Here is a 21391-nt window from a genome sequence, read left to right as displayed (position 1 = left end):
ATCCGCTCTAAGATCCACGCGCGTGGTGGGCCTGGCAGCCGTTCTCAGCTGTAGAACGTAGCGACAGCAAGGAGATCACTGACCGTCGACTTCGCCAGTGGCCACATTGCGTCACCGCGATTCGAACGGTTCGCGCTTCAGACGCCGTCCTCGTCCACGACAGCGGTGCCGGCGGAACTGGCCTCGGGTAACGCCGCCGCGCCGAGCGGCCGCAGGTTCTTGTCCGGGGCCGAGGAGGCGATCGCGTAGCGGCCCAGGCAGTTGAGGTGGGCCATATCGGTCGCGATCAACTCATGGTGATTGATGCGTTACAAATGAGGATGTTTCAGCCCTCAGTGCCTCTTGATCGTTCTCAGCGCCAATGGCTGTCCGCTGGTTCCTCACCCCAGGGCCGGACAGGTGGAGGCATTGACGTTTGTTGGTTTGGACGCAAAACTAATTCCGCAACAGGTAGCCGAGCGCTGGAGTTCCCATGCCTTACCGTCCACCCCTGGTGGCGCACGAGTACTTCGTCGCCGATCCGCCGGAGCTGCCCGTCCGGTCGCACGGCGAGGAGGGCCTGTCGGCGCTGATCTCGGCGGAACCGGTCGCCTCGGACGCGGCCGGGGTGATCCTGAAGGCGGTGACCTCCGCCGAGGAGACGCTGCTGGTCCAGGTGAGTGTGGCGGGCGAGGGCGTGATCCGGGTCCGGCTCGGCCAGGACGCGGATGCGCGGACCCGGTCGGCCGCCGCGATCTCCATGGTCACGCCGGGCGAGTTCGCCGGGGCGCGGGTGGAGAGCCGCGACGGGACGATCCTGCTGGACGCGGGCTCACTGCGCGCGGAGATCACCCTGGCGCCCTGGCACCTGAGGTTCACCGACGCGAGCGGGGCGCCGCTGCTGGAGCAGGACCGGGGGCACACCGACATCAGCGGCCGGTTGCGCACGCTGCCGTTCGGCCGCTCCAGTTCGAACGGTGCGGTGGTCGGTTACCACGAGAGCTTCGCCGCCCCCGCCGACGAGGCGTTCAGCGGGTTCGGCGAGTCGTTCACCCGGCTCGACAAGCGCGGCCAGCGGCCGGTCATGTGGAACTTCGACGCGTTCGGCGCCGAGTCGCAGCGGGCGTACAAGAACGTTCCGTTCTACCTGTCCAGCAGGGGCTACGGCGTGCTGGTGGACAGCGGGACGCCAGTGGAGTTCGACGTCTGCCAGACCACGCACAGCTGCGTGCAGATCGTGGTACCGGACGACCTGATCGACTACTACGTGATCGCCGGGCCCACCCCGTCCGAGGTGCTCGGCCGGTTCGACCTGCTGACCTGCGCGCCGCTGCTCCCGCCGAAGTGGGCGTTCGGCACCTGGATCTCCTCGGGGTTCTTCGTCGACACCCAGGAGCGGGTGATGGCCAGGGCGCGGAGGATCCGCGAGCGCGGCATCCCGTGCGACGTCCTCCACCTGGACACCTACTGGCAGACCGACGGGCACTGGTCCGACCTGCGCTGGGACGCAGGCGGCTTCCCCGACCCCACCGGCATGCTGGCCGAGCTGAAGGAGATGGGGTTCAAGGTCTGCCTGTGGATGAACCCGTACATCTCCCATCTCAGCCCTGTCTTCCCGGAAGCGGCCGAGAAGGGATATTTCCTGAAAAAGCCTGATGGTGAGGTCTATGTGGCCGACTGCTGGCACGGCTCCTACCCGGCCTGCGGCATCGTCGACTTCACCAACCCGGCGGCCACCGAGTGGTTCCAGGGACTGCTCCGCCCGCTGCTCGAACAGGGCGTCCAGGTCTTCAAGACCGACTTCGCCGAGGGGGTGCCGCGCGACGCGGTCGCGGCCAACGGCATGTCGGGCACCGACCTGCACAACGTCTACACGCTGCTCTTCAACGACGCGGTCTCCGAGGTGACCCGCGAGATCGCCGGGCACGGCATGGTCTGGGCGCGCTCGTCGTTCCTCGGCGGGCAGCGGCACTCGGCGCAGTGGAGCGGCGACACCTACACCGGCTACCCGGCGATGGGCAGCACGCTCCGTGGCGGGCTGGCACACGGCCTGTCCGGCATCCCCTTCTGGAGCCACGACGCGGGCGGGTTCACCGGCCGCCCCACCGACGACCTGTACGTCAGGTGGACCCAGTTCGGCGCGTTCTCCCCGCTGCTGCGCCTGCACGGCACCACCAGCCGGGAGCCGTGGGAGTTCCCCGAGGTGGAGGCGGAGGCGGTCGAGGCGCTGAGGCTGCGCTACCGGCTGATGCCGTACATCTACACGGCCGCCGTCGAGGCCGCCGCGACCGGGGCGCCGATGATGCGGGCGCTCTGCGTCGACTATCCCGACGACCCGGTGGCCTGGCAGGCGGACCTGGAGTACCTGCTCGGCCGTGACCTGCTGGTGGCGCCGATGACCTCGCCCGAGCAGGTCAGGAAGGTCTACCTGCCGGCCGGGCGGTGGGTGGACCACTGGACCGGCGAGGTGCTGGACGGCGGCAGGTACGTCACGGTCGCCACGCCGCTGGACCGCATCCCGCTGTTCGTCAGGTACGGCGCGATCATCCCCGTGCTCGCCGAGCCCGGCGTCGCCGTCGGGGACGGGCCGTTCGGGGAGATCACCCTGGTCGCCTACGGCGTGGGCGAGAGCAGCACCACGATCTCCGACCACGACGGGGACACCACGATCACCGCGCTTCCCGAGGGCGAGGGCCTGCGGGTGACCGTCTCGGGGAGCGCGCGGATCGCGGGGGTCGAGCTGGTGGGGGCCGGCGTCCCGATCGTCATCACCACCATCTAGGAGAAGACCATGTTCAACCTGAGAGTCGGTGTCGCCACGGTGGCGGCGCTCGCGGCGCTCGCCGCCTGCGGCGGCACCGAGCAGGCGGCGGACAAGCCCGCCGCGGACGGCCCCCGCGTCCTGAAGCTCTGGCACTACGAGGGCGCCGACAGCGCGATGGGCAAGGCGTGGGCCGAGGCCGTCAAGCAGTTCGAGGCCACCCACCCGAACGTGACGGTGAAGTTCGAGGAGAAGGCGTTCGAGCAGATCCGCCAGTCCGCGGGCATGATCCTCAACTCGGACGAGGCCCCCGACGTCATGGAGTACAACAAGGGCAACGCCACGGCGGGGCTGCTCTCCAAGCAGGGACTGCTCACCGACCTCACCCCCGAGGTGACCAAGCGGGGCTGGGACAAGCTGCTCAGCCCCTCGATCCAGACCACCGCCAGGTACGACGAGCGCGGCGTGATGGGCGCGGGCAAGTGGTACGGCGTCCCGAACTACGCCGAGTACGTGATGGTCTACTACAACAAGGACGCCTTCAAGAAGGCGGGCGTCGAGGTGCCCACCACCTACGAGGAGTTCACCGCCGCCCTCGACACGTTCGTCAAGGCGGGGACCACCCCCATCGCGGTCGGCGGCGCCGAGTACCCCGCGCAGCAGATCTTCTACCAGCTCGCGCTGAGCAAGGCGCAGCGCTCCTGGGTGGACGCCTTCCAGCTCTACAAGGGCAAGGTCGACTTCAAGGGGCCGGAGTTCAGGTACGCGGCCGACACCTTCGCGGACTGGGTGAAGAAGGGCTACATCGACAAGGACTCCGCCGCCATCAAGGCCGAGGACATGGGCGTCTCCTTCATCGGTGGCAAGTACCCGATCCTGGTCTCCGGCAGCTGGTGGTACGGCCGCCTCGTCAGCGACGTCAAGGACTTCGAGTGGGGCTCGTTCCTCTGGCCGGGCAACACGATGAGCGCCGGGTCGAGCGGCAACGTCTGGGTCGTCCCGGAGAACGCCAAGAACAAGGACCTCGCCTACGACTTCATCGACATCACCATGAAGAAGGACATCCAGAACCTGCTCGGCAACTCCGGCGGCATCCCGGTGGCCGCCGACACGGCCGCGATCACCGATGAGAAGAGCAAGGAGCTGATCGAGAACTTCAACACGCTCTCGGCCTCCGACGGGCTGGCCTTCTACCCCGACTGGCCGGCGCCCGGCTACTACGACGTGCTGGTGGCGGGCGTGCAGAACCTCATCAACGGCACCAAGACCCCCGACGCGGTGCTGGACGAGATCGCCGCTCCGTACCAGGAGAACCTCGCCGACATCGGCAACTGACCCCTCCCGCGGCCCGCGCCGTGACGATCACGGCGTCACGGCGCGGGTCGTACGCACAGCACAGAGAAAGGAGACCTCCGATGCCGAGGTCTCGTGACCGCGGGTACCTGGTGTTCCTGCTGCCGAGCGCCGTGCTCTTCACCGCGGTCATCGTCGTGCCGTTCCTGATGAACGTCGGCATCGGCTTCACCCGCTGGCAGGGGATCGGCGACCCGAGGTGGATCGGGCTGGAGAACTACACCCGGCTCCTCGCCGACGAGCGGTTCTGGTCCTCCTTCCGCAACAACGTCGCGCTCATCGTGGCGATGGCGATCGTCCCGACGCTCATCGGGCTCGTCCTGGCCGCCACGCTCTTCGACTACGTGGGCAAGAAGGTCGGCCCCCGCGCGGCCGGCGTGCTGCGGGCCGCGTACTACCTGCCGCAGGTGCTGCCGGTCGCGGTGGCCGGGATCGTCTGGGGCTGGATCATGCACCCCAGGTTCGGGGCGCTCAACGAGTTGCTCGGGCTGCTGGGGATGGAGCCGAGGAACTGGCTGGGGGACCCGGACTGGGCGCTGCCGAGCGTCATGGTGATCATGGTCTGGTTCCAGATCGGCTACCCGGTGGTGATCTTCATGTCCGGGCTGCAGCGGGTCGACCCCGCGCTGTACGAGGCCGCCGAGATGGACGGCGCCTCGTGGTGGCGGCGGTTCTGGCACATCACCATCCCGCAGATCCGGCCGGAGATCTACGTGGTCCTGCTGACCTGCACGATCGCCGCGCTCAAGGTCTTCGGGCCGATCTTCGTACTGACCAGGGGCGGCCCCGGCGGTGCCACGCTCGTGCCCTCCTACTTCAGCTACCAGAACTTCTTCGAGAAGGCCAACGTCGGCTACGGGGCGGCGATCGCCACCGTGCTCACCCTGGTGATCATCGCGGTGACGGTCTTCTTCCTGCGGGTTCAGGACAGGGAATCATGATCCGGAAGTACTCGGTCCTGGTCTCGCTGGTCGTGCTGGCCGTCGTGATGCTGGTGCCGTTCGCGATCGTCACGCTCAACGCGGTCAAGTCACCGGCCGACTACTCCTCGGGCGGGCCGCTGAGCCTGCCGAGCGAGCTGTACCTCGACGGGATCGTCGACTTCTGGAACCGGGTCGACTTCGGCGGCAAGCTCTGGAACAGCCTGCTGATCAGCGGCTCGGTGGCCGTGCTCGCGACGGTCCTGTCGGTGCTCAACGCCTACGCGCTCGGCATCGGCAGGGTGCGCGGGCGGGTGTGGATCCTGGTCGTCTTCCTGGTGGCCAACACGCTGCCGCAGGAGGCGCTGGTCTATCCGCTGTACTACCTGGCCAAGCAGGTCGGCCTCTACGACACCAGGCTCGGGGTGATCATCATCTTCACGGTGATCCAGAGCGCCTTCGGGACCTACCTGCTCTCCTCGGTGCTCGGCCGCTTCCCGCACGAGATCCTGGAGGCGGCGGCCCTGGACGGGGCGGGCAGGTGGCGGACCCTGTGGCGGATCGTCGTGCCGATCAGCAGGCCCACGCTGAGCGTGCTGCTCGTCTTCTTCTTCATCTGGACCTGGAACGAGTTCTTCCTGCCCCTGGTCTTCCTCATCTCCAACGAGAACCAGACGGTTCCGGTCGCCCTCGGGGTGCTGCAGGGGGACAAGATGATGGACGCCACGATGTCCAGCGCCTCGGCGCTGCTCGGCATCCTGCCCGCGGTCGTCTTCTTCCTCATCTTCCAGCGGACCCTGACCCGCGGCGTGACTGTGGGCGCCGTCAAGTGAGCCGCCGGACGAACTCTCCGCCGGGCGTTTTCGACGCCGTACGCCGCTCGGGGGCGGACGGCGTCCCAGACCCGCAGTTCTTCGACTCCCCCTGACCTGGAGGCGAGATGTCCTTATCGACCAAGGCGGCGACCAGGGCCGTCGCGGCCGTGGCCGCGACCGCCCTGACCCTGGGGCTGTGCGCGGCCCCGGCCCGCGCGGTCTACGAGTACCCCTTCCGTGATCCCGCACTCCCGCTGAACCAGCGCGTCGACGACCTGCTCGGCCGCCTCACCCAGGCCGAGAAGATCTCCTGGCTCCACCAGTACCAGCCCGCGGTGGACCGCCTGGGCATCGGGCTGTTCAAGACCGGCACCGAGGCGCTGCACGGCGTCGCCTGGTCCACCGACATCGACAACGGCGGCGGCGTGGTGACCGCCGAGGGGACGGTGTTCCCGCAGGCCGTCGGCCTGGCCAGCACCTGGAATCCCGACCTGATCAAGAAGGTCGGCGCCGCCGTCGGCGACGAGGCCAGGGGGTATCACGCGGAGAACCCCCGGCTGTGGGGCCTGCAGCTCTGGGCACCGGTGGTCAACCTGCTCCGCGACCCTCGCTGGGGCCGCAACGAGGAGGGCTACTCCGAGGACCCGCTGCTCACAGGCGCGATCTCCACCGCGTACGGCTCGGGCATCCAGGGCGACGACCCGGACCACCTGCGGGCGGCCCCGGTGCTCAAGCACTTCCTGGCCAACAACAACGAGGTCCGCCGCGACACGACCTCCTCCAGCCTGCGTCCGCGCGTCCTCAACGAGTACGACGTCCCGGCGTTCAAAACCGCGCTGCGGGCGGGCGCGGCCACCGGCGTGATGACCGCCTACAACCTGGTCAACGGGCGGCCCGCCACGGTCACCGACCTCAACTCCACGGTCAGGACCTGGACCGACAGGCCGCTGTTCAACGTCTCCGACGCCGGCGGGCCCAACAACCTCACCGGCTCCCAGGGCTACTTCGCCACCCAGGCCGAGGCCGCCGCCGCCATGCTCAAGGCGGGGGTGGAGAGCTTCACGGTGAACGACACCAACGCCGCCCCGACGGTGGCCGCGGTCAACGAGGCGCTCTCGCGCGGCCTGCTGACCCAGGCCGACATCGACACCGCGGTACGCAACATCCTCGGCATCCGGTTCCGGCTCGGCGAGTTCGACCCGGACGGCGGGCCGTACGGGAAGATCACCAAGGACGTGGTCGACAGCCCCGCGCACCGCGCGCTGGCCCGGCGGACCGCGGCCGAGGCGGCGGTGCTGCTGAAGAACTCCGGGAAGACCCTGCCGCTCAGCCCCGCCAAGAAGGTCGCGGTGGTCGGCCCGCTGGCCGACACCCTCTACACCGACTGGTACTCCGGCAGGCTGCCCTACAGGGTCACCCCGCTCGCCGGGATCCGGGCGCGGTCCGCCGCCGCCGTCACCAGCGAGGGCGTCGACCGGATCGCGCTGAAATCCGGAGGCAGATACCTCACCGCGGGCACCGGGGCGGGCGCCGACCTGAGGCTCTCGGCGACCACTGCGGGCGCGACCGAGCAGTTCGACGTCTTCGACTGGGGCCAGGGGGTCGTCACCCTGCGCAGCGTCGCCAACGGAAAGTACGTCAGCCGGGCGAACTGGTCCACCCTGGTCAACAACCAGGAACAGCCCACCGGCTGGTTCGTCCAGGAGCAGTTCAAGCTGGAGGCGCAGGCCGACGGCACGACGCTGCTGCGCTACGCCGGCTACGAGACCGCCTACGACTGGTTCGGCCCGAACAAGTACGTCAAGGCCGCGGCCGACGGCACGCTCGGCCTGACCGTCGCCGAGGACGCCACCCGCTTCGAGAAGGAGACCGTGCGCAGCGGGATCGCCGAGGCGGTCGCGGCGGCGAAGGGGGCGGACGCGGCGGTGGTCGTGGTCGGCAGCATGCCGTTCATCAACGGCCGGGAGGACCACGACCGGACCGACCTCGGCCTCGCCGAGGGGCAGCGGGCGCTGGTGGAGGCGGTGCACGCCGCCAACCCGAACACCGTGGTCGTGCTGGAGAACAGCTACCCGACCACGATCGACCGGCTGCAGGAGAAGGTCCCGGCGATCCTGTGGACCACGCACGCCGGAGCCGAGACCGGCAACGCGCTGGCCGACCTGCTGTACGGCGACGCCAACCCGGCCGGCCGGCTCACCCAGACCTGGCCCAAGGCGGGTGCCGCCCTGCCGGACATCCTCGACTACGACATCGTCAAGACCGGCGCGACCTACCTGTACTCCAAGGCCAGGCCGCTGTACGCCTTCGGCCACGGCCTGAGCTACACCACGTTCGGCTACCAGGGCCTCAGGGCCACCGCGAAGAGCGGCGGGTACGAGGTGAGCGTCAAGGTGACCAACACCGGGTCGCGCGCGGGCGACGAGGTGGTCCAGCTCTACACCCACCAGCACGCCTCCCGGGTGGAGCAGCCGGTCAAGCAGCTGCGCGGCTTCCAGCGGGTGAGCCTGGCCCCCGGCGAGTCGAAGACGGTGAGGTTCTCGCTCAAGACCGCGGACCTGGCCCTGTGGGACGTGACCAGGGGGCGTTTCGCGGTGGAGCCGTCCACCCACGACGTCCTGGTCGGCTCGTCGTCGGACCGGATCCACCAGCGGGCCACCCTCCAGGTGGCCGGCGAGCGGATCCCCGCCCGTGACCTGACCACCGCCACCCGGGCCGCCGACTTCGACGACTACGCGGGGGTCGAGCTGGTCGACGAGACCAAGGTCCGAGGTGACGCGGTCGGCGCCTCGGCGGGCGAGTGGATCGCGTTCAAGGACGCGGACTTCCGGGCCGGGGTCACCGGCGTGCGGCTCGGGGTCGCGGCGAGTGCCGCCTCCTCGGTCGAGATCCGGCTCGGCTCCCCGACCGGCAGGATCGCCGGAACCGTTCCGGTGACCGCCACCGGCGGGATCTACTCCTGGGCCACCGCAGGTGCCCCCGTCACCGGCGTACGGGGTAGGCAGGACGTCTACCTGGTCTTCAGGGGCGCCCTGCGGGTGAAGGACGTGGCCTTCACCCGCTGATCCGGCTCCGGCCACGGCTACGGCCCGCTCCTTCCCGGGGGCGGGCCGTACGTGGTTGAAAGTGGTTTTCCGGGTACGGGCGCTGAACAGGGAAGCATCGGCCCAGGCGCTGCGTTGTGGCCGTTTCGAACCGTGATTTCGATCAATCCTGAGGAGTACACCATGACGAGTACGGAACGTCCCGCCGAGGCGTCGGGCCAGTTCGCCATCGGGGGCGACCTCACGGTCAACCGCCTGGGGTACGGGGCGATGCAGCTCACCGGGAAGGGCGTGTGGGGGGAGCCGAGCGACCCCGAGGAGGCGGTCCGCGTGCTGCGCCGCGCCGTCGAGCTGGGGGTCAACTTCATCGACACCGCCGACTCCTACGGTCCGTTCGTCTCCGAGCTGCTGATCAAGAAGGCGCTGCACCCCTACCCCGAGGACCTGGTCATCGCGACCAAGGCGGGGCTCACCCGCTCCGGCCCCGACGACTGGCGCCCGGTCGGCCGCCCCGAGTACCTGCGCCAGCAGGCCGAGCTGAGCCTGCGCCACCTCGGCGTGGAGCGGATCGACCTGTTCCAGCTGCACCGCATCGACGCGAAGGTGCCCCTCGCCGACCAGGTCGGGGAGCTCGCCCTGCTGCAGCAGGAGGGCAAGATCCGGCACATCGGCCTCAGTGAGGTCAGCGTCGAGCAGGTCGAGGCGGCGGGGGAGTTCGCGCGGATCGTCTCGGTGCAGAACCTCTACAACCTCGCGCACCGCGACGCCGAGCCGCTGCTGGAGTACTCCGAGGCCAACGGCATCGGCTTCATCCCGTGGTTCCCGCTCGCCACCGGCAGGCTGGCCGAGGAGGGCGGCCCGCTCGCCGAGGCGGCCAGGGCACACGGCGCCACCCCGTCGCAGCTCGCCCTGGCCTGGCTGCTGAAGCGCTCCCCGGTGATGCTTCCCATCCCCGGCACCTCGAAGGTCGCCCACCTGGAGGACAACGTCGCCGCCGCCGGCGTCCAGCTGACCGACGACGAGTTCGCGGCCCTGTCCAAGGGGGCCTGAGCGACGGACGCCGCCCGTTCCAGGTGGTGTCGTGGACCCACCACGACGGGCGGCTCCGTTCGGAACGCTCGGACGGCCAGAGCGCGGCGCCGTGGTTGACGGCCCTCACGAATCGGCTCCCGGCCCTGGTCGACCCGTGGCCTGATCTCCGGCCCGGTGGGGACGGGGCCGGGCGCGGCATGGCCGGCGGGAACATGTCACCGAAGCCGCATGCGCAGCCATGCGAGGACCGTTCGGCGCGCCGGGCCGTTCCGTCGGTGACGCCGCACCGCATTGAAGCCCAAGAGATCTACAAGTGGGGGTCGGTAGCTTCCCGGCATGATAAAACGATCTTCCGTCCTCGCCGCCCTGGCTGTGGCCGCCGTACTCGCCGCTCCCGCCCAGGCCTCGGCCACAGCGGGATTCTCGGCGGCGGGGATCTCCTCCGGCTCGTCGGCTTCGGGGATCAATGCCTTCTCCTTCCAGGGCATGAACCTGAAGATCCCCGCCGGCTGGAAGGTGCACCGCAACGGGAACAGCGTCGTAGTGGTGACCGGAAAGTGCAAGAGGCCGGAGCCTTTCGCCCCGAACTGCCAGGGATTCTGGGTGTTCGGCGCAAAGGCGATCACCAAGGTCCCGGTCGGGGGTGGTTTCATCACCTACACGGGCAAGGAGCAGTTCCATCCCTTCAGTGGCATAGTGCCCTGCCCGTTCAACGCCAAGACCAGTTGGTTCCCTGGTGAGAAGGCCACCTCGGCGGGCCTGCACCAGGTCGGACGCGGCTACAGGGCGAAGTACACCGCCTGGCCCAATCAGTGCGTGACGAACAACGGTGGCCGGCGGACGGCGAGTTTCACTCAGCGGGAGTGGTTCCTGCCCTCGTCGAAGATTCTGGTGGTGGACGTCTGGAACACGCCGGGGCTGTCGAACGTGCTCAAGCGCGCCACCTGGAGCTGACCGTGAATCGAATGCCGGACCAGGGGGTCCGGCACTCCCAGTGCGCCGGGCCGTTCGATCGGTAGCGCTCTTCCCTGGTTTCCACGTCTGACGCGGTAAGGTCGGGCGCACGGACAACAGAAGGTCACCCACCTGGAGGACGACCTCGCCGCCGGCGTCGAACCGACCGACGAGGAGTTCGCGGCCCTGTCCAAGGGAGCCTGAGAGACGGATGCCGCCGGCGCTCCTGGCGGTGGCCGTCCTCGTACGTCGTGAAGCCGGGGTGCGACCAGGCCGGTGGTCGCCGCCCGGTGGAAAGGTCTCATCGTGACGATCCAGGTGGCCGTCTGCGGTCCGCGTGACTGCACCGGCGAGGACGAGTCCAACGCCCGTGAGATCGGCCGACTGCTGGCGGAGCGCGGCGCGGTGGTGATCTGCGGCGGTTACACCGGAGTCATGGCCGCCGTGGCGTCCGGCGCCCGCTCGGCGGGCGGGACGGTGGTCGGTATCCTGTCCCGAGCGGACCGGGAGCACGCCGGCCCGGACCTTTCCATCGTGATCCCGACCGGCGTCGGAGAGGCGCGAAACAACATCATCGTCAACTCGGGTGACGCGGTGATCGTCGTCGGCGGATCGTGGGGCACCCTGTCGGAACTGGCGCTCGCGATGCGCCACGGCCGGGTTCCCGTGGTCCAGCTCGGCGGCTGGCGGCTGCTCGACCGTGCGGGGCATCCGGTCGCCGGTGTCAGGTACGTCTCGTCCCCGCGGGAGGCGCTGGCGGCCACCGGGTTCTGGCCCGACCACTGACTCCTCCGGGCCGTTGCCCGGCCGTGCGGCATGCCCGGCGTGCTTTCGCCGCGACCACCGGCGGCGGGCTTCCACGCTGTGGCCGTCAGGGACGGCCGGACGGTCTCCCGGCGCCCCGACGGCGGGGACCGAGAATTTTCGCGAGGATACTTGCGCATCGGCCTGTCAGTAACCTATAACTTCATTAAGAGCTTTTCGAGAAGGCAGGCTTGAGGGTACCTGCCTGTTCACATGGAGGTGGTTACCGATGCTGCTGACGTCGATCGACCCGTTCATCCAGGAGTTCGACCGGCAGTTCGACCGGATCACGCGCCAGGCGTTCGGATCGAGTGATGGCGCCGCGCGCGGGGCCATGCCGCTGGACGGCGTCCGCCGCAAGGACGACGTCCTGCTGAAGTTCGACCTTCCGGGCATCGACCCCGACTCCATCGAGGTGACCGTCGACCGTGGAGTGCTCTCGGTGAGCGCCGGCCGCGAGGAGGAGTACGGGCAGGACGATCGCCTGTTCGTCCGCGAGCGCCCGATGGGCACCTTCACCCGTCGCGTCTACCTGTCCGAGCATCTCGACAGCGACAAGATCGACGCCGCCTACTCCAACGGTGTCCTGGCGGTGCGCATCCCGGTCATCGAGCGGGCCAGGCCCCGCAAGGTCGAGATCCAGAAGGCCGAGCACACCTCGGACCAGAAGTCGATCAAGGCCTGAGGGGGCAGGGTCTGACCGTTCGACCTCCACGGGGTGGGCGCCGGGTTCCGGTGCCCACCCCGTGCGTTTCGCACACCTGTCGTCCCCCACAGGAAAGGAGCGGTGATGGTCAGGTTGCCCTTCGACGACGAGCACGCCCCGCTGTACTCCGTCGGCCAGGTCGCCGACATGCTCAATGTGGAGCAGGCGTTCCTGCGCCGGCTCGACGAGCACGACGTGGTCCGCCCCGCCCGTTCCAGCGGCGGCCAGCGACGCTACACCCGCCACGAGATCGGCGACCTCCAGGACGCCATCCAGCTCATCGGCGAGGGCATGACCCTCGCCGCGGTACGCCGGATCTTCGTCCTGCAGCAGCAGGTCAACGACCTGCGGGAGGAGTTGGCCAGGGAGCGCGCCGCCCGCCGGGAGGACCGGTGACCCGGCCGGGCGGGACCGCCCGGCCCCCGACCGCCCTCGATCGCGGGGAACGAGGTGGCGCGGCCGGGGGTTCCCGAGCGCTCAGTCCGCTTCGTAGCCCCTGTCAGTACGAAAGGACGAGGTCGGCCGCGGGCGCGGCCGACGGCGGTGGGGACCGTCAGTGGGATGGCCGGTAGGCCCGGCAGGGGGAGCCGGGTCGTTCTCGCTCCCCGGCCTTCGCGTTCCGTGGGGTCGCCGAACCAGGGGATCGGCGTCCCGATGGGCGTCCAGGCGGCGGGACACCACACCGAGCAGCCGCCCCCCGGAGAAGTAACCGAACCTCCGGGAGTCGAGGCTGGCGGCCGGGTTGTCGCCCAGCAGCACCAGGCAGCCCGCCGGGACCCGTGCGCCGGGGGCGGCCCGTGCGGCCGCCGCCACCTCCTCGGGCACCGGGTCGCCGGGCACGGCGGCCGCGCGCTTGACGATCCACTGTCCGGGGGGTACCGGATCCGTCATCACCACGACCTGCCCCGGACGGACCGCCGCCAGGGACGCCCGGCGGATCAGGAGTCGCTCGCCCTCCCGGTAGGTGGGCTCCATGCTCACCCCGTGCACCGTCACCACGAGGAAGCGCCGCCGGGTCCAGAGCAGGCCCGCCAGGACCACCGTGGTGAGGACGCCCAGGAGCGGCCCGGTCACGGCTCCGCCCCGGTGGCGGCGACCTCGTCCCGGTAACCGTCCGCCTGGAGACGGAACAGCCGCGCGTACGGGCCGTCCGCCCGGTACAGCTCGTGGTGGTCGCCCCGCTCGGCGATCCGCCCGTCCTCCAGCACCACGATCAGGTCCGCGTCGCGAACCGCGCCGAGCCGGTGCGAGATGAGCAGGCTGGTCCGGCCCGCCCGTAGCAGCCGCAGCCGGTGGTGGATCTCGTGTTCGGCCTGGGCGTCCAGCCCGGCGCTCGGTTCGTCGAGGATCATCATGTCGCAGTCGTCCCGGAGCAGCGCCCGGGCCAGTGCCAGGCGCTGCCACTGCCCGCCGGACAGGACCACCCCGGTGACCGGGTCGTCCCTGTCCGTCTCCATGAAGAAGGTGCGGCTCAGCATGGTGTCGTACCCGTGCGGCAGCCGCCGCACGATGTCGTCGGCACCCGCCCGCTCCGCGGCGGCCACGATCCGCTCCCGGTCCTCGATCGCGGTCAGGTCGCCGAGCCCGATGTTCTCCGCGGCGGTGAAGTCGTAGGACATGTAGTCCTGGAAGACCACTCCCAGCCGTTTCCTGAGATCGACGGCGGGCACGTCCCGCAGATCGATCCCGCCCCAGTGAATCGAGCCGGACGTCGGCTCGTAGAAACGGCACAGGAGCTTCACCAGCGTGCTCTTCCCCGCCCCGTTCAGGCCGACCAGAGCCACGGTCGACCCGTGCGGGATGGTCAGGTCCACCCCGCGCAGAATCCACGGATGGTCCTCGCTGTAACGGAACCAGACATCGCGCAGCTCGATGTCGCCGGCCCGGGGAAGGCGCCGGGGCCGGGCCGGCGGCGGCAGGTCGGGCCCCAGCCGCTCGACGGCCAGGTAGTGGCCGAACATCAGCAGCTCCTGGTGGGTGTAGGCCGCCTGCTCGGCCAGGGAGGTGAGCGACGTCTGCACGGAGGCCACCGCCACCACGAACATGGAGATGTCCCCCGCGGTGCCCGACCCGTTCAGCGCCGCACCGATCGCCATGACCAGACCGACCCCCGCCGTGCCCGCGCTCACCAGGCTCAGCGCCGCCTGGATGATCAGCTCGCGGCGGTCCAGCCGCCGGTGCTGCCCGTTCGCGCGCAGCCGCTCGGCCCGCATCCGCCCGCGGAGGAAGTCGCCGAGCCCGAAGAGCCGGATCTCCTTGGCCGCCTGCACGTCGCCGAGCAACCGGCCGTAGAAGATCTCCCTGCGTTCGACGGGGCTGATGTTCCACATCAGCCGGGCACGGCGGCGGCTGAGGGAGATCTCCGCGATCAGCGTGGGCACGGCGGCGCCGAGCACGGCCACGGTGATGATCGGGCTGATCATCGCGAGCGAGGCGACGAAGCCGAGCACCGTGATCACGCTCTGGGCGATGCCGAACGTGCCCTCGACGATCTGGCCCGGCGTGTGCCGGGCGGCCTGCTCGGCCAGGCGCAACCGGTCCAGGAAGGCGGGATCCTCGAACCGCGACAGCCCGGTGAAGCCGTTCACCGTCGTGTACAGCCGGTCCTGGGTGCGGAGCGCGATGGAGCGGCCCAGCTCCGCCCGGAGGTAACGGCGCGCGTGCGGCATCGCGAGCGTCAGCGCCCCGACGGAGACCAGGACGATCGCCGCGGTCATGACCCGGTCGTTCTCGCCGGTCAGCCCGTCCAGCACGACCTTGGTCAGCCAGGCGGTCGCGACCGGTGCGGCCGCGGTGGCCACGGTGAGCGCCGTGTACCCCAGCAGCAGCCAGGGCGCCGCCTGCCACCCCAGGCGCAGCGCGGCGCCGAGTTCCCCCAGCCGCGACCGCAGGCCCTCTCCCTGTGCCGTCATGCCGTGATCGGCTTCGGCAGCGCCGACAGGTCGAATCCCGCCGCGGTGATGACGCCCTCGCCGTCCAGGACGCAGAACGTGGGAAAGGCGCTCACCCCGAAGGCGGCGGCCACCGGCCCCCCGTGCGCCTCCACGACCACCCGGGAGACCCGGGCCAGCGCGACCCGCATCTCCTCGGAGTCGTCGGCTCCGGCGATCACCGCGAGCACCCGGTCCCGGCCGCCGGGCAGCGCCGCGGCGTACGCGGTGAACTTCGGCAGGTTCTCCGTGCACGGTCCGCAGCCGGGTGAGAAGAAGCCGACGAGGGTGCCAGGTTCGAGCGCGCGGCGGGACACCGCCTCGCCGTCGGTGCTCAGCGCGTCGAAGTGCCCGACCGCCGACCCGGCCTCGGGCAGGCGCGCGCCGCCCGCCCCGGGCCGGTCGGCCAGCACGCGGGCGTGTTCCTTCAGTCGCCGGACCACCGCGAGCAGCAGCATGAGGTTCAGCCCGCAGAGCACGCCCAGCACGACGACGGCGGCGACCAGATAGGGCATCGTGTTCGTTCCTCTCCACTGGTGGCCCGCCGGCCGGTGGGGGTACCGGCCGGCGGGAGCGAAATCCGGGCTAGGGCCGGTAGACGCAGCTGCCGCAGATGGTCACGCCGTCGTCGGGGTAGTAGCAGCAGTACCTGGAGTGCCGGGCGCCACATTGCTCGTAGTAGCAGGACGCGGCGTCCGCGTGCCCGGCGGGGACCAGCCGGCTCAGCAGCCGGTCGGCCAGGGCGCTGATCGATCGCACCATAGCTCTTCCTCTCCGTGCGTTCTGGAAACGCAGATCCGATCTTTGGTGGTCATCGGAATCATTGGCCTCCGCCGTAGAAGTGCCGTAGAAATGGCGTAGAGATTCTGTTCAGGCCGCGGCTGAGTGGAGATCGGTTGACATCGACGAGGTTCCGCTGCCTAGGGCCTCTGGAGGTGTGGGACGGCGACCGCTGGGTGTCACCCGGCGGGAGCAAGGTTCGCGGCGTGCTGGCCGCGCTGCTCGTACGGGCCGGGCAGAACGTGTCGGTGGACCACCTGGTCCACGAGCTGTGGGGGGACGCGCCCCCCGCTTCGTGCCGGACGCTGGTGCGCGGCTACGTCATGTCGTTGCGGCGGCTGCTGGACGACCGCGGGGCCGAGGTCGTCCAGTCCCGCCACGGTGGTTACCGGCTGAACGTCGGGCGCGACGCCGTCGACGCGACCTGTTTCGAGGATCTCTGCGACGAGGGGGTCCGGCTGCGCGCGCGGGGCGACTCGGACGGGGCCTCCCCGCTGCTGCGCCGGGCGCTCTCGCTCTGGCGCGGACCGGTGCTGGCGGATGTGCCGGTGACGCCCTCGACGGCCGCCTACGCCGGCGGGCTCGACGAGCGCAGGCTGGCGGCGCTCATCTGGCGGATGGAGGACGACCTCGAACGGGGACGGCCGGAGGAGCTCGTGCAGGAGCTCATGGGCCTGGTGGCGGAGCACCCGTACCGGGAGGACCTCGCCGTCCTGCTCGTCCGGGCCCTGCACCTGGCGGGAAGGCGCCCGGAGGCGCTCAAGTTCTTCGCCGACCACCGGCGGCTGCTGCGGGAGGACCTCGGCGTCGATCCCGGACCCGAGCTGTGCGGGGTGCACCAGCAGGTCCTGCTCGACGAGCGCCGCCCGGTGTGGCAGGGGCGGATCCCGGCGCAGACCCCGCCCTGCCTGCCCGACTTCACCGGCCGGGAGAAGGAGATAGAGCACTGGACGGCGGTGCTGACCGCGGACGACAGCCGGGCGCTCCGCACGATCGCGATCTCCGGCCGCGCGGGGGTGGGGAAGACCACGCTGGCCGTCCAGCTGGCGCACCGGCTCAGGAGGAACTACCCCGACGGCCAGCTGTACGCCGACTTCACCGGCCAGACCACATCCGGCGCGGTGCTGGGGCAGTTCCTGCGTGCCCTCGGGGTGCCGGGACCCGCCGTCCCCGAACCGCTCACCGAGCGGATCCAGCTCTACCGCAGCCTGCTCGCGGACCGGCGGGTCCTGGTGCTCGCCGACAACGCCGAGGCCGAGGCGCAGGTCAGAGCGGTCCAGCCGGGGGCGGCCGGCTGCGCGGTGCTGGTGACCAGCCGCAAGCGGCTGCTCGGCCTGGAGTCCGCCTACTTCGCGGATCTCGACGTGCTGGAGCCCGGTGCGGCCCTCGACCTGTTCGCCAGGATCGTGACGGCCGGACGGGTCCGGGAGGAGCCCGGCGCCGCGCTGGAGATCGTCGGGCTGTGTGGCCAGCTGCCGCTGGCCGTGCGGATCGCCGGGGCGCGCGCGGCGACGCGACCGGGATGGCGGCTGTCCGCCGTCGCGGAGGAACTCCGTGACGAGACGTCGCGGCTGGACCGGCTGCGGGCCGGTGACCTCGATGTGCGGGCCGCCATCGGCACCTCCTACGCGGGCCTGGACCGGGAGCAGCGCCGGCTGTTCCGGCTGCTCGGGCTGCTCGACGTCCCTGATTTCCCGGCCTGGACCGCCGCCGCGCTGACCGGTGCGCCGGAGCGGGTCGCGGATGACCGGCTACTCTCCCTGGTGGACGCGCGCCTCGTCGACGAGATCGGCCCCGACCTCGGGGGACGGCCGCGGTTCCGGCTGCACGACCTGATCCGGATCTTCGCCCGGCACCGCGCGGAGCGGGAGGACGACGCGGACACCCGGGAGGCGGCTCTGTCCCGGGTGTTCGGCGGGTGGCTGCTGCTCGCCGAGAGGGCCGACGAGCTGCTTCCCGCGCGTACCGTGGCGGCGTTGCGCCCCGCCGCGCCCCGCTGGCGTCCCGCCGCGGCCGAGAGCGCGGTGAGCGACCCGTTCGCCTGGTTCGAGGTGGAACGGCAGGTGCTCGCCGCCCTGGTGCGGCAGTCGGCCGCGACGGGGGAGACGGGGTACGCGTGGGGGCTGGCCGCCGCCGCCCAGACCTTCTACGAGCTGCGCGACGCGTCCGAGGGGATCCGCACGCATCGGCTGGCGCTGGCCGCCTGCCGGGCGGCCGGCGACCGCCTGGGCGAGGCGGTCATCTTGCGCAACCTGGCCGATCTGCACTCCGGTAAGTCCGGAGCGGTGCTTGACGACAAGATCGAGTGGGCTGACACGTCCCTCCGGATCTTCCGCGAGCTCGGCGAGCCGCGCGGCGTGGCGGACGCGCTGTACCTCTGCGGCGACGCGCACCGGTTGCGGGGGGACTACGAGCGGGCCCTGTCCCGGCTTCGGGAGAGCGTCGAGATCGCCCGGAGCTGCGGCTACCCGCTCGGTGAACTCCATGTGCTGCAGCAGTTCAGCAGCATCGACAGCGAGCGGGGACGCTACGACGAGGCGCTCGGCCATGCCCGGCAGGCCATGGTGATCGTCGAAGAACTGGCCAGCCCGCGCGACGAGTGCGTGGTGCGCGCCCTGCTCGGCATGATCTGCAAGCGGCTCGGCCGGTTCGACGAGGGGGCCGAACAGCTCCGCCAGGCCGTGGAGATGGCCCGCTCCTTCGCCGACCCCCTGATGGAGGCGCAGATGCTCGCCCATCTCGGGCAGCTCTACGCCGACCGGGGCCACCCCGACGCCCGCCGGACGCTGGAGCGGGCGCTGGCTGCCAGCTCCGCCTGCCACTACGAGCACGGCCAGGCGGTCGCGCTGCACGGGCTCGGCCTGCTGGAGAGCGAGGAGGGACGGCACGGGCAGAGCGTCGCCCGCCTGCTCGCCGCCGCGGATCTGTGGGAGCGGCTGCAGAACGCCTACGGCAGGGCGCGCACTCTCGGGGCGCTCGGCGAGGTCTACGCGCGGGGCGGCGACCTCGCCGCCGCCCGCCGCACCCTGGCGGAGGCCCGCCGGGAGTACCGGCAGCTGGACAACGAGGCCGAGGCCGCCCGCCTGGACGCGCTGTCGCGGTCGCTCGGGGATCCGTCGGACGGCCGGTGAACCCACCGGTACACCGCGCCGTCATCCCCTGACGGCGCCGGTGATCACTTCCTTGGTGAAGTGGTGAAGGACGGTCCACCTCGGCGTGCGCTCGGTCCGCGTCGTACTGGAAACCGTGGACGAGGTCAGCCGCGGGCGCGGTTGACGGCGGTGGAGACCGCCAGCGGGATGGCCAGCAGGCCCAGCAGGGTGAGCTGGGTCGTCCTCGGTCCCAGACCTCCGCATTCCGTGGGGTCCACACCGAACCAGGGGACCAGCGTCCCGATGGGCGGGCCACAGCTCCCGATCGGCCACAGGGCCAACGCCAGGATCAGCGCGAAGAGCAGGACCAGCCATTGCTGCGCGACGGGGGACTCCAGTTCGGGCTCGAAGCGGCGGCGCCACTGGCCGTAGGCCCAGAAGTAGGCCGCGAGCGCGAGCAGGTTGAAGATCGTCGGGGGTTCCCCGTCCAGCACGAAATGCGCCGTGGCCAGCGCCACCAGGGCGGCGGTGAACCACCAGGCGAAATGCCAGGGCACCGTCCACGGGCCGATCCGCGCCCACCCGGCCCCCTTCTCACCGTTCTCGATCCCGTTTCCCATGGGGACGAGCATGATCCGAGCCGCTTGTGGGTGGGTTGGAGCCGGCTGGGGCGGCGAACAGGTCGCTTGGTGTGCTCCGTCGGAGCTCTAAGCCGATGCCAAAGCGCGTACAAGTCGATTCCAAGAGCGCTGTCCAACTATGCACTCGACGAGGAGAAAACCGGCGGGAAGGCGTTTTCCCAGCTCAGGGCTCTTCTCGCGGGGGCCGGCGTCATTCTTTCACGAAAAAGTCACCGGGAGAAACGAGAGGCAGCACGTACGGATCGGTGCGCAGCGGTCCCATTCGAAACCGAGATTCACTCCGACCATGAACTCAAATGGGCGCCCGAGCCGTCAGACGACCGGCTTTACCGGCCGTGCCCCGCCCCTCGAACGTGCCAGGCATCGCGGCCCGGCCCCTTCCGGAGTGCGGCGGACAGGACACTCGCGGCCCATGCCACCGGGCAGCCGTCACGCACAGAAGCGAAGAGGACCAACGTGAGTGTTCATGCATTCGACATGCTGTGCCGCGCCGTGGAGGAAACGGACGCGGGCCGCACCGACATCGCCCGGCGCTGGCTGGACAAGCTACGCGGCCTGATCGCCCCCGAGAAGGTGGGCGATGACTTCCTCTACCTGCTCTACCACGACGCCTTGGCCCGCCGGCTCGGCACTCACCAGGATGAGCGGGACAATCTGTATCTGTGCCGTTTCGAGCGGCCGCAAATCGAGTTGTTCGACCTGGTGGCCGAACACCTGCCGGTGGTGACCCTGGCCGGCCGTATCGGCGGCGCGCTGCTCGCCGGTCACCTCGCCGGGCGGGAGACGGCCACCCTGCTGTCGGTGGGCATCGGCTCGGGAGGCCAGGAGGCGGCGGTGCTCGCCGCGCTCGCGAGCCGCGGCCAGGCACCCGGGCGGTTGACGGTGATCGGGGTGGACCCCGCGGTGAGCAGCCTCCACCAGGCCGAACGGTCCATCCGCGCCACCGGTGTCCCGCTGGACTTCCATCATGTGCCCCGCTTCGCCGAGCAGATGACCGACGAGGACTGGGACCTGGTGCGCCGGGCACCACGCCCGCTGGTCATGAACGCCGCGTTCGCGCTGCACCACCTGCGGGACAGCGCGTCCGGCGCCGACGAGCGGAACACGTTCCTGGCGAAACTGCGCGATGCGGAGCCGGACGGCGTAGTGCTGTGCGAGCCGGACTCCGATCACCATCGGGTGGCACTGCCCGAGCGGTTCCACAACTCGTGGCAGCACTTCCACGCCGTCTTCCGGCTGATAGACGCGCTGGACGTCTCGGCCGACGACCGTAACGCGATGAAACTGTTCTTCCGGCGAGAGGTGGCCGACATCGTCGGCACGGCGGACGACGAGGAACGCTACGAACGTCACGAGCGGGCCGAGACATGGCTCGCGCGACTGCGCGAGGCCGGGTTCCGGCCGATGGCCGCGCCCGCGGAGTCGGTGTCGGAACCGATCCCTCCCGCTTTCGTCCGCCGGGATCCGGACAGCGTCCGCATCGGATTCGACGGCGAGTCGCTCCTGGCCGTCATCCACGCGGTGCCCGCGCACGGGTAGGCGACGGCCGACCGGCACGGGCCGGCAGGTCCGTGCCGGTC

Annotated in this window: 18 protein-coding genes; 12 read left to right on the top strand and 6 right to left on the bottom strand. The window is 70.5% G+C overall.

Features of this window, described 5'->3' with window-relative positions; all coding sequences use genetic code 11:
• Positions 1-137 precede the first annotated feature (137 nt).
• Positions 138-290: a hypothetical protein gene (locus AB0J58_RS25075; RefSeq protein ID WP_364219472.1), complete on the bottom strand. Its 153-nt coding sequence runs from the start codon at positions 288-290 to the stop codon at positions 138-140.
• A gap of 182 nt (positions 291-472) precedes the next feature.
• Here AB0J58_RS25075 and AB0J58_RS25070 point away from each other — a divergent pair, with 182 nt between their 5' ends.
• The 10 genes from AB0J58_RS25070 (at position 473) to AB0J58_RS25025 (ending at position 12764) form a co-directional block, all read left to right on the top strand.
• On the top strand, positions 473-2761 hold the full coding sequence (locus tag AB0J58_RS25070) for a TIM-barrel domain-containing protein (protein ID WP_364219469.1): 2289 nt from the start codon (positions 473-475) through the stop codon (positions 2759-2761).
• 9 nt (positions 2762-2770) lie between these two features.
• Positions 2771-4075, top strand: a complete 1305-nt coding sequence (locus AB0J58_RS25065) for an extracellular solute-binding protein (protein WP_364219466.1) — start codon at positions 2771-2773, stop codon at positions 4073-4075.
• An 80-nt stretch (positions 4076-4155) separates the two neighbouring features.
• Positions 4156-5034 carry a sugar ABC transporter permease gene (locus AB0J58_RS25060; RefSeq protein ID WP_343975340.1) on the top strand — a complete coding sequence of 293 codons (879 nt, stop codon included), beginning with the start codon at positions 4156-4158 and terminating at the stop codon, positions 5032-5034.
• Entirely contained in the window at positions 5031-5846 is an 816-nt protein-coding gene (locus tag AB0J58_RS25055) for a carbohydrate ABC transporter permease (protein WP_364219463.1), read from the top strand. Before AB0J58_RS25060 ends, AB0J58_RS25055 begins: the two co-directional genes overlap by 4 nt.
• A 107-nt stretch (positions 5847-5953) precedes the next feature.
• The gene (locus AB0J58_RS25050; RefSeq protein WP_364219460.1) at positions 5954-8893 is read left to right on the top strand and encodes a glycoside hydrolase family 3 C-terminal domain-containing protein; all 2940 of its coding nucleotides are present in this window, start codon (positions 5954-5956) and stop codon (positions 8891-8893) included.
• Between the two features lie 162 nt (positions 8894-9055).
• Positions 9056-9922, top strand: coding sequence for an aldo/keto reductase (locus AB0J58_RS25045; protein ID WP_364219457.1), 867 nt, complete (start codon positions 9056-9058; stop codon positions 9920-9922).
• Positions 9923-10240: 318 nt separating this feature from the next.
• Entirely contained in the window at positions 10241-10858 is a 618-nt protein-coding gene (locus AB0J58_RS25040; protein ID WP_364219454.1) for a hypothetical protein, read from the top strand.
• 306 nt (positions 10859-11164) lie between these two features.
• Positions 11165-11644: a TIGR00725 family protein gene (locus AB0J58_RS25035; RefSeq protein WP_364219451.1), complete on the top strand. Its 480-nt coding sequence runs from the start codon at positions 11165-11167 to the stop codon at positions 11642-11644.
• 247 nt (positions 11645-11891) lie between these two features.
• Positions 11892-12347, top strand: a complete 456-nt coding sequence (locus AB0J58_RS25030) for an Hsp20/alpha crystallin family protein (protein WP_030907703.1) — start codon at positions 11892-11894, stop codon at positions 12345-12347.
• A gap of 105 nt (positions 12348-12452) precedes the next feature.
• Positions 12453-12764, top strand: a complete 312-nt coding sequence (locus AB0J58_RS25025; protein WP_343975358.1) for a helix-turn-helix domain-containing protein — start codon at positions 12453-12455, stop codon at positions 12762-12764.
• An 81-nt stretch (positions 12765-12845) separates the two neighbouring features.
• Here AB0J58_RS25025 and AB0J58_RS25020 read toward each other — a convergent pair whose 3' ends face one another.
• From AB0J58_RS25020 to AB0J58_RS25005, 4 genes are all read right to left on the bottom strand, one after another.
• Positions 12846-13442: a S26 family signal peptidase gene (locus AB0J58_RS25020; protein WP_364219448.1), complete on the bottom strand. Its 597-nt coding sequence runs from the start codon at positions 13440-13442 to the stop codon at positions 12846-12848.
• Positions 13439-15280 (bottom strand): ABC transporter ATP-binding protein, encoded by a 1842-nt coding sequence (locus AB0J58_RS25015; protein ID WP_364219445.1) that lies wholly within the window; start codon positions 15278-15280, stop codon positions 13439-13441. The genes AB0J58_RS25020 and AB0J58_RS25015 overlap by 4 nt, the downstream gene beginning before the upstream one ends.
• Positions 15277-15813 carry a TlpA disulfide reductase family protein gene (locus AB0J58_RS25010; RefSeq protein ID WP_364219442.1) on the bottom strand — a complete coding sequence of 179 codons (537 nt, stop codon included), beginning with the start codon at positions 15811-15813 and terminating at the stop codon, positions 15277-15279. The genes AB0J58_RS25015 and AB0J58_RS25010 overlap by 4 nt, the downstream gene beginning before the upstream one ends.
• A gap of 70 nt (positions 15814-15883) precedes the next feature.
• The gene (locus AB0J58_RS25005) at positions 15884-16060 is read right to left on the bottom strand and encodes a hypothetical protein (protein ID WP_343975370.1); all 177 of its coding nucleotides are present in this window, start codon (positions 16058-16060) and stop codon (positions 15884-15886) included.
• 134 nt (positions 16061-16194) lie between these two features.
• Here AB0J58_RS25005 and AB0J58_RS25000 point away from each other — a divergent pair, with 134 nt between their 5' ends.
• Positions 16195-19209 carry a BTAD domain-containing putative transcriptional regulator gene (locus tag AB0J58_RS25000; RefSeq protein ID WP_364219439.1) on the top strand — a complete coding sequence of 1005 codons (3015 nt, stop codon included), beginning with the start codon at positions 16195-16197 and terminating at the stop codon, positions 19207-19209.
• Positions 19210-19334: 125 nt separating this feature from the next.
• On the opposite strand, the gene AB0J58_RS24995 is transcribed toward AB0J58_RS25000, so the two are convergent.
• Positions 19335-19790 carry a hypothetical protein gene (locus AB0J58_RS24995; protein ID WP_364219436.1) on the bottom strand — a complete coding sequence of 152 codons (456 nt, stop codon included), beginning with the start codon at positions 19788-19790 and terminating at the stop codon, positions 19335-19337.
• A 477-nt stretch (positions 19791-20267) separates the two neighbouring features.
• Here AB0J58_RS24995 and AB0J58_RS24990 point away from each other — a divergent pair, with 477 nt between their 5' ends.
• On the top strand, positions 20268-21350 hold the full coding sequence (locus tag AB0J58_RS24990) for a GRAS family protein (RefSeq protein ID WP_364219433.1): 1083 nt from the start codon (positions 20268-20270) through the stop codon (positions 21348-21350).
• Positions 21351-21391: the final 41 nt, after the last annotated feature.

The organism is Streptosporangium sp. NPDC049644 (assembly GCF_040675205.1).
GTDB lineage: Bacteria > Actinomycetota > Actinomycetes > Streptosporangiales > Streptosporangiaceae > Streptosporangium > Streptosporangium fukuiense.
This window is presented reverse-complemented; position numbering and strand designations above follow the sequence as displayed.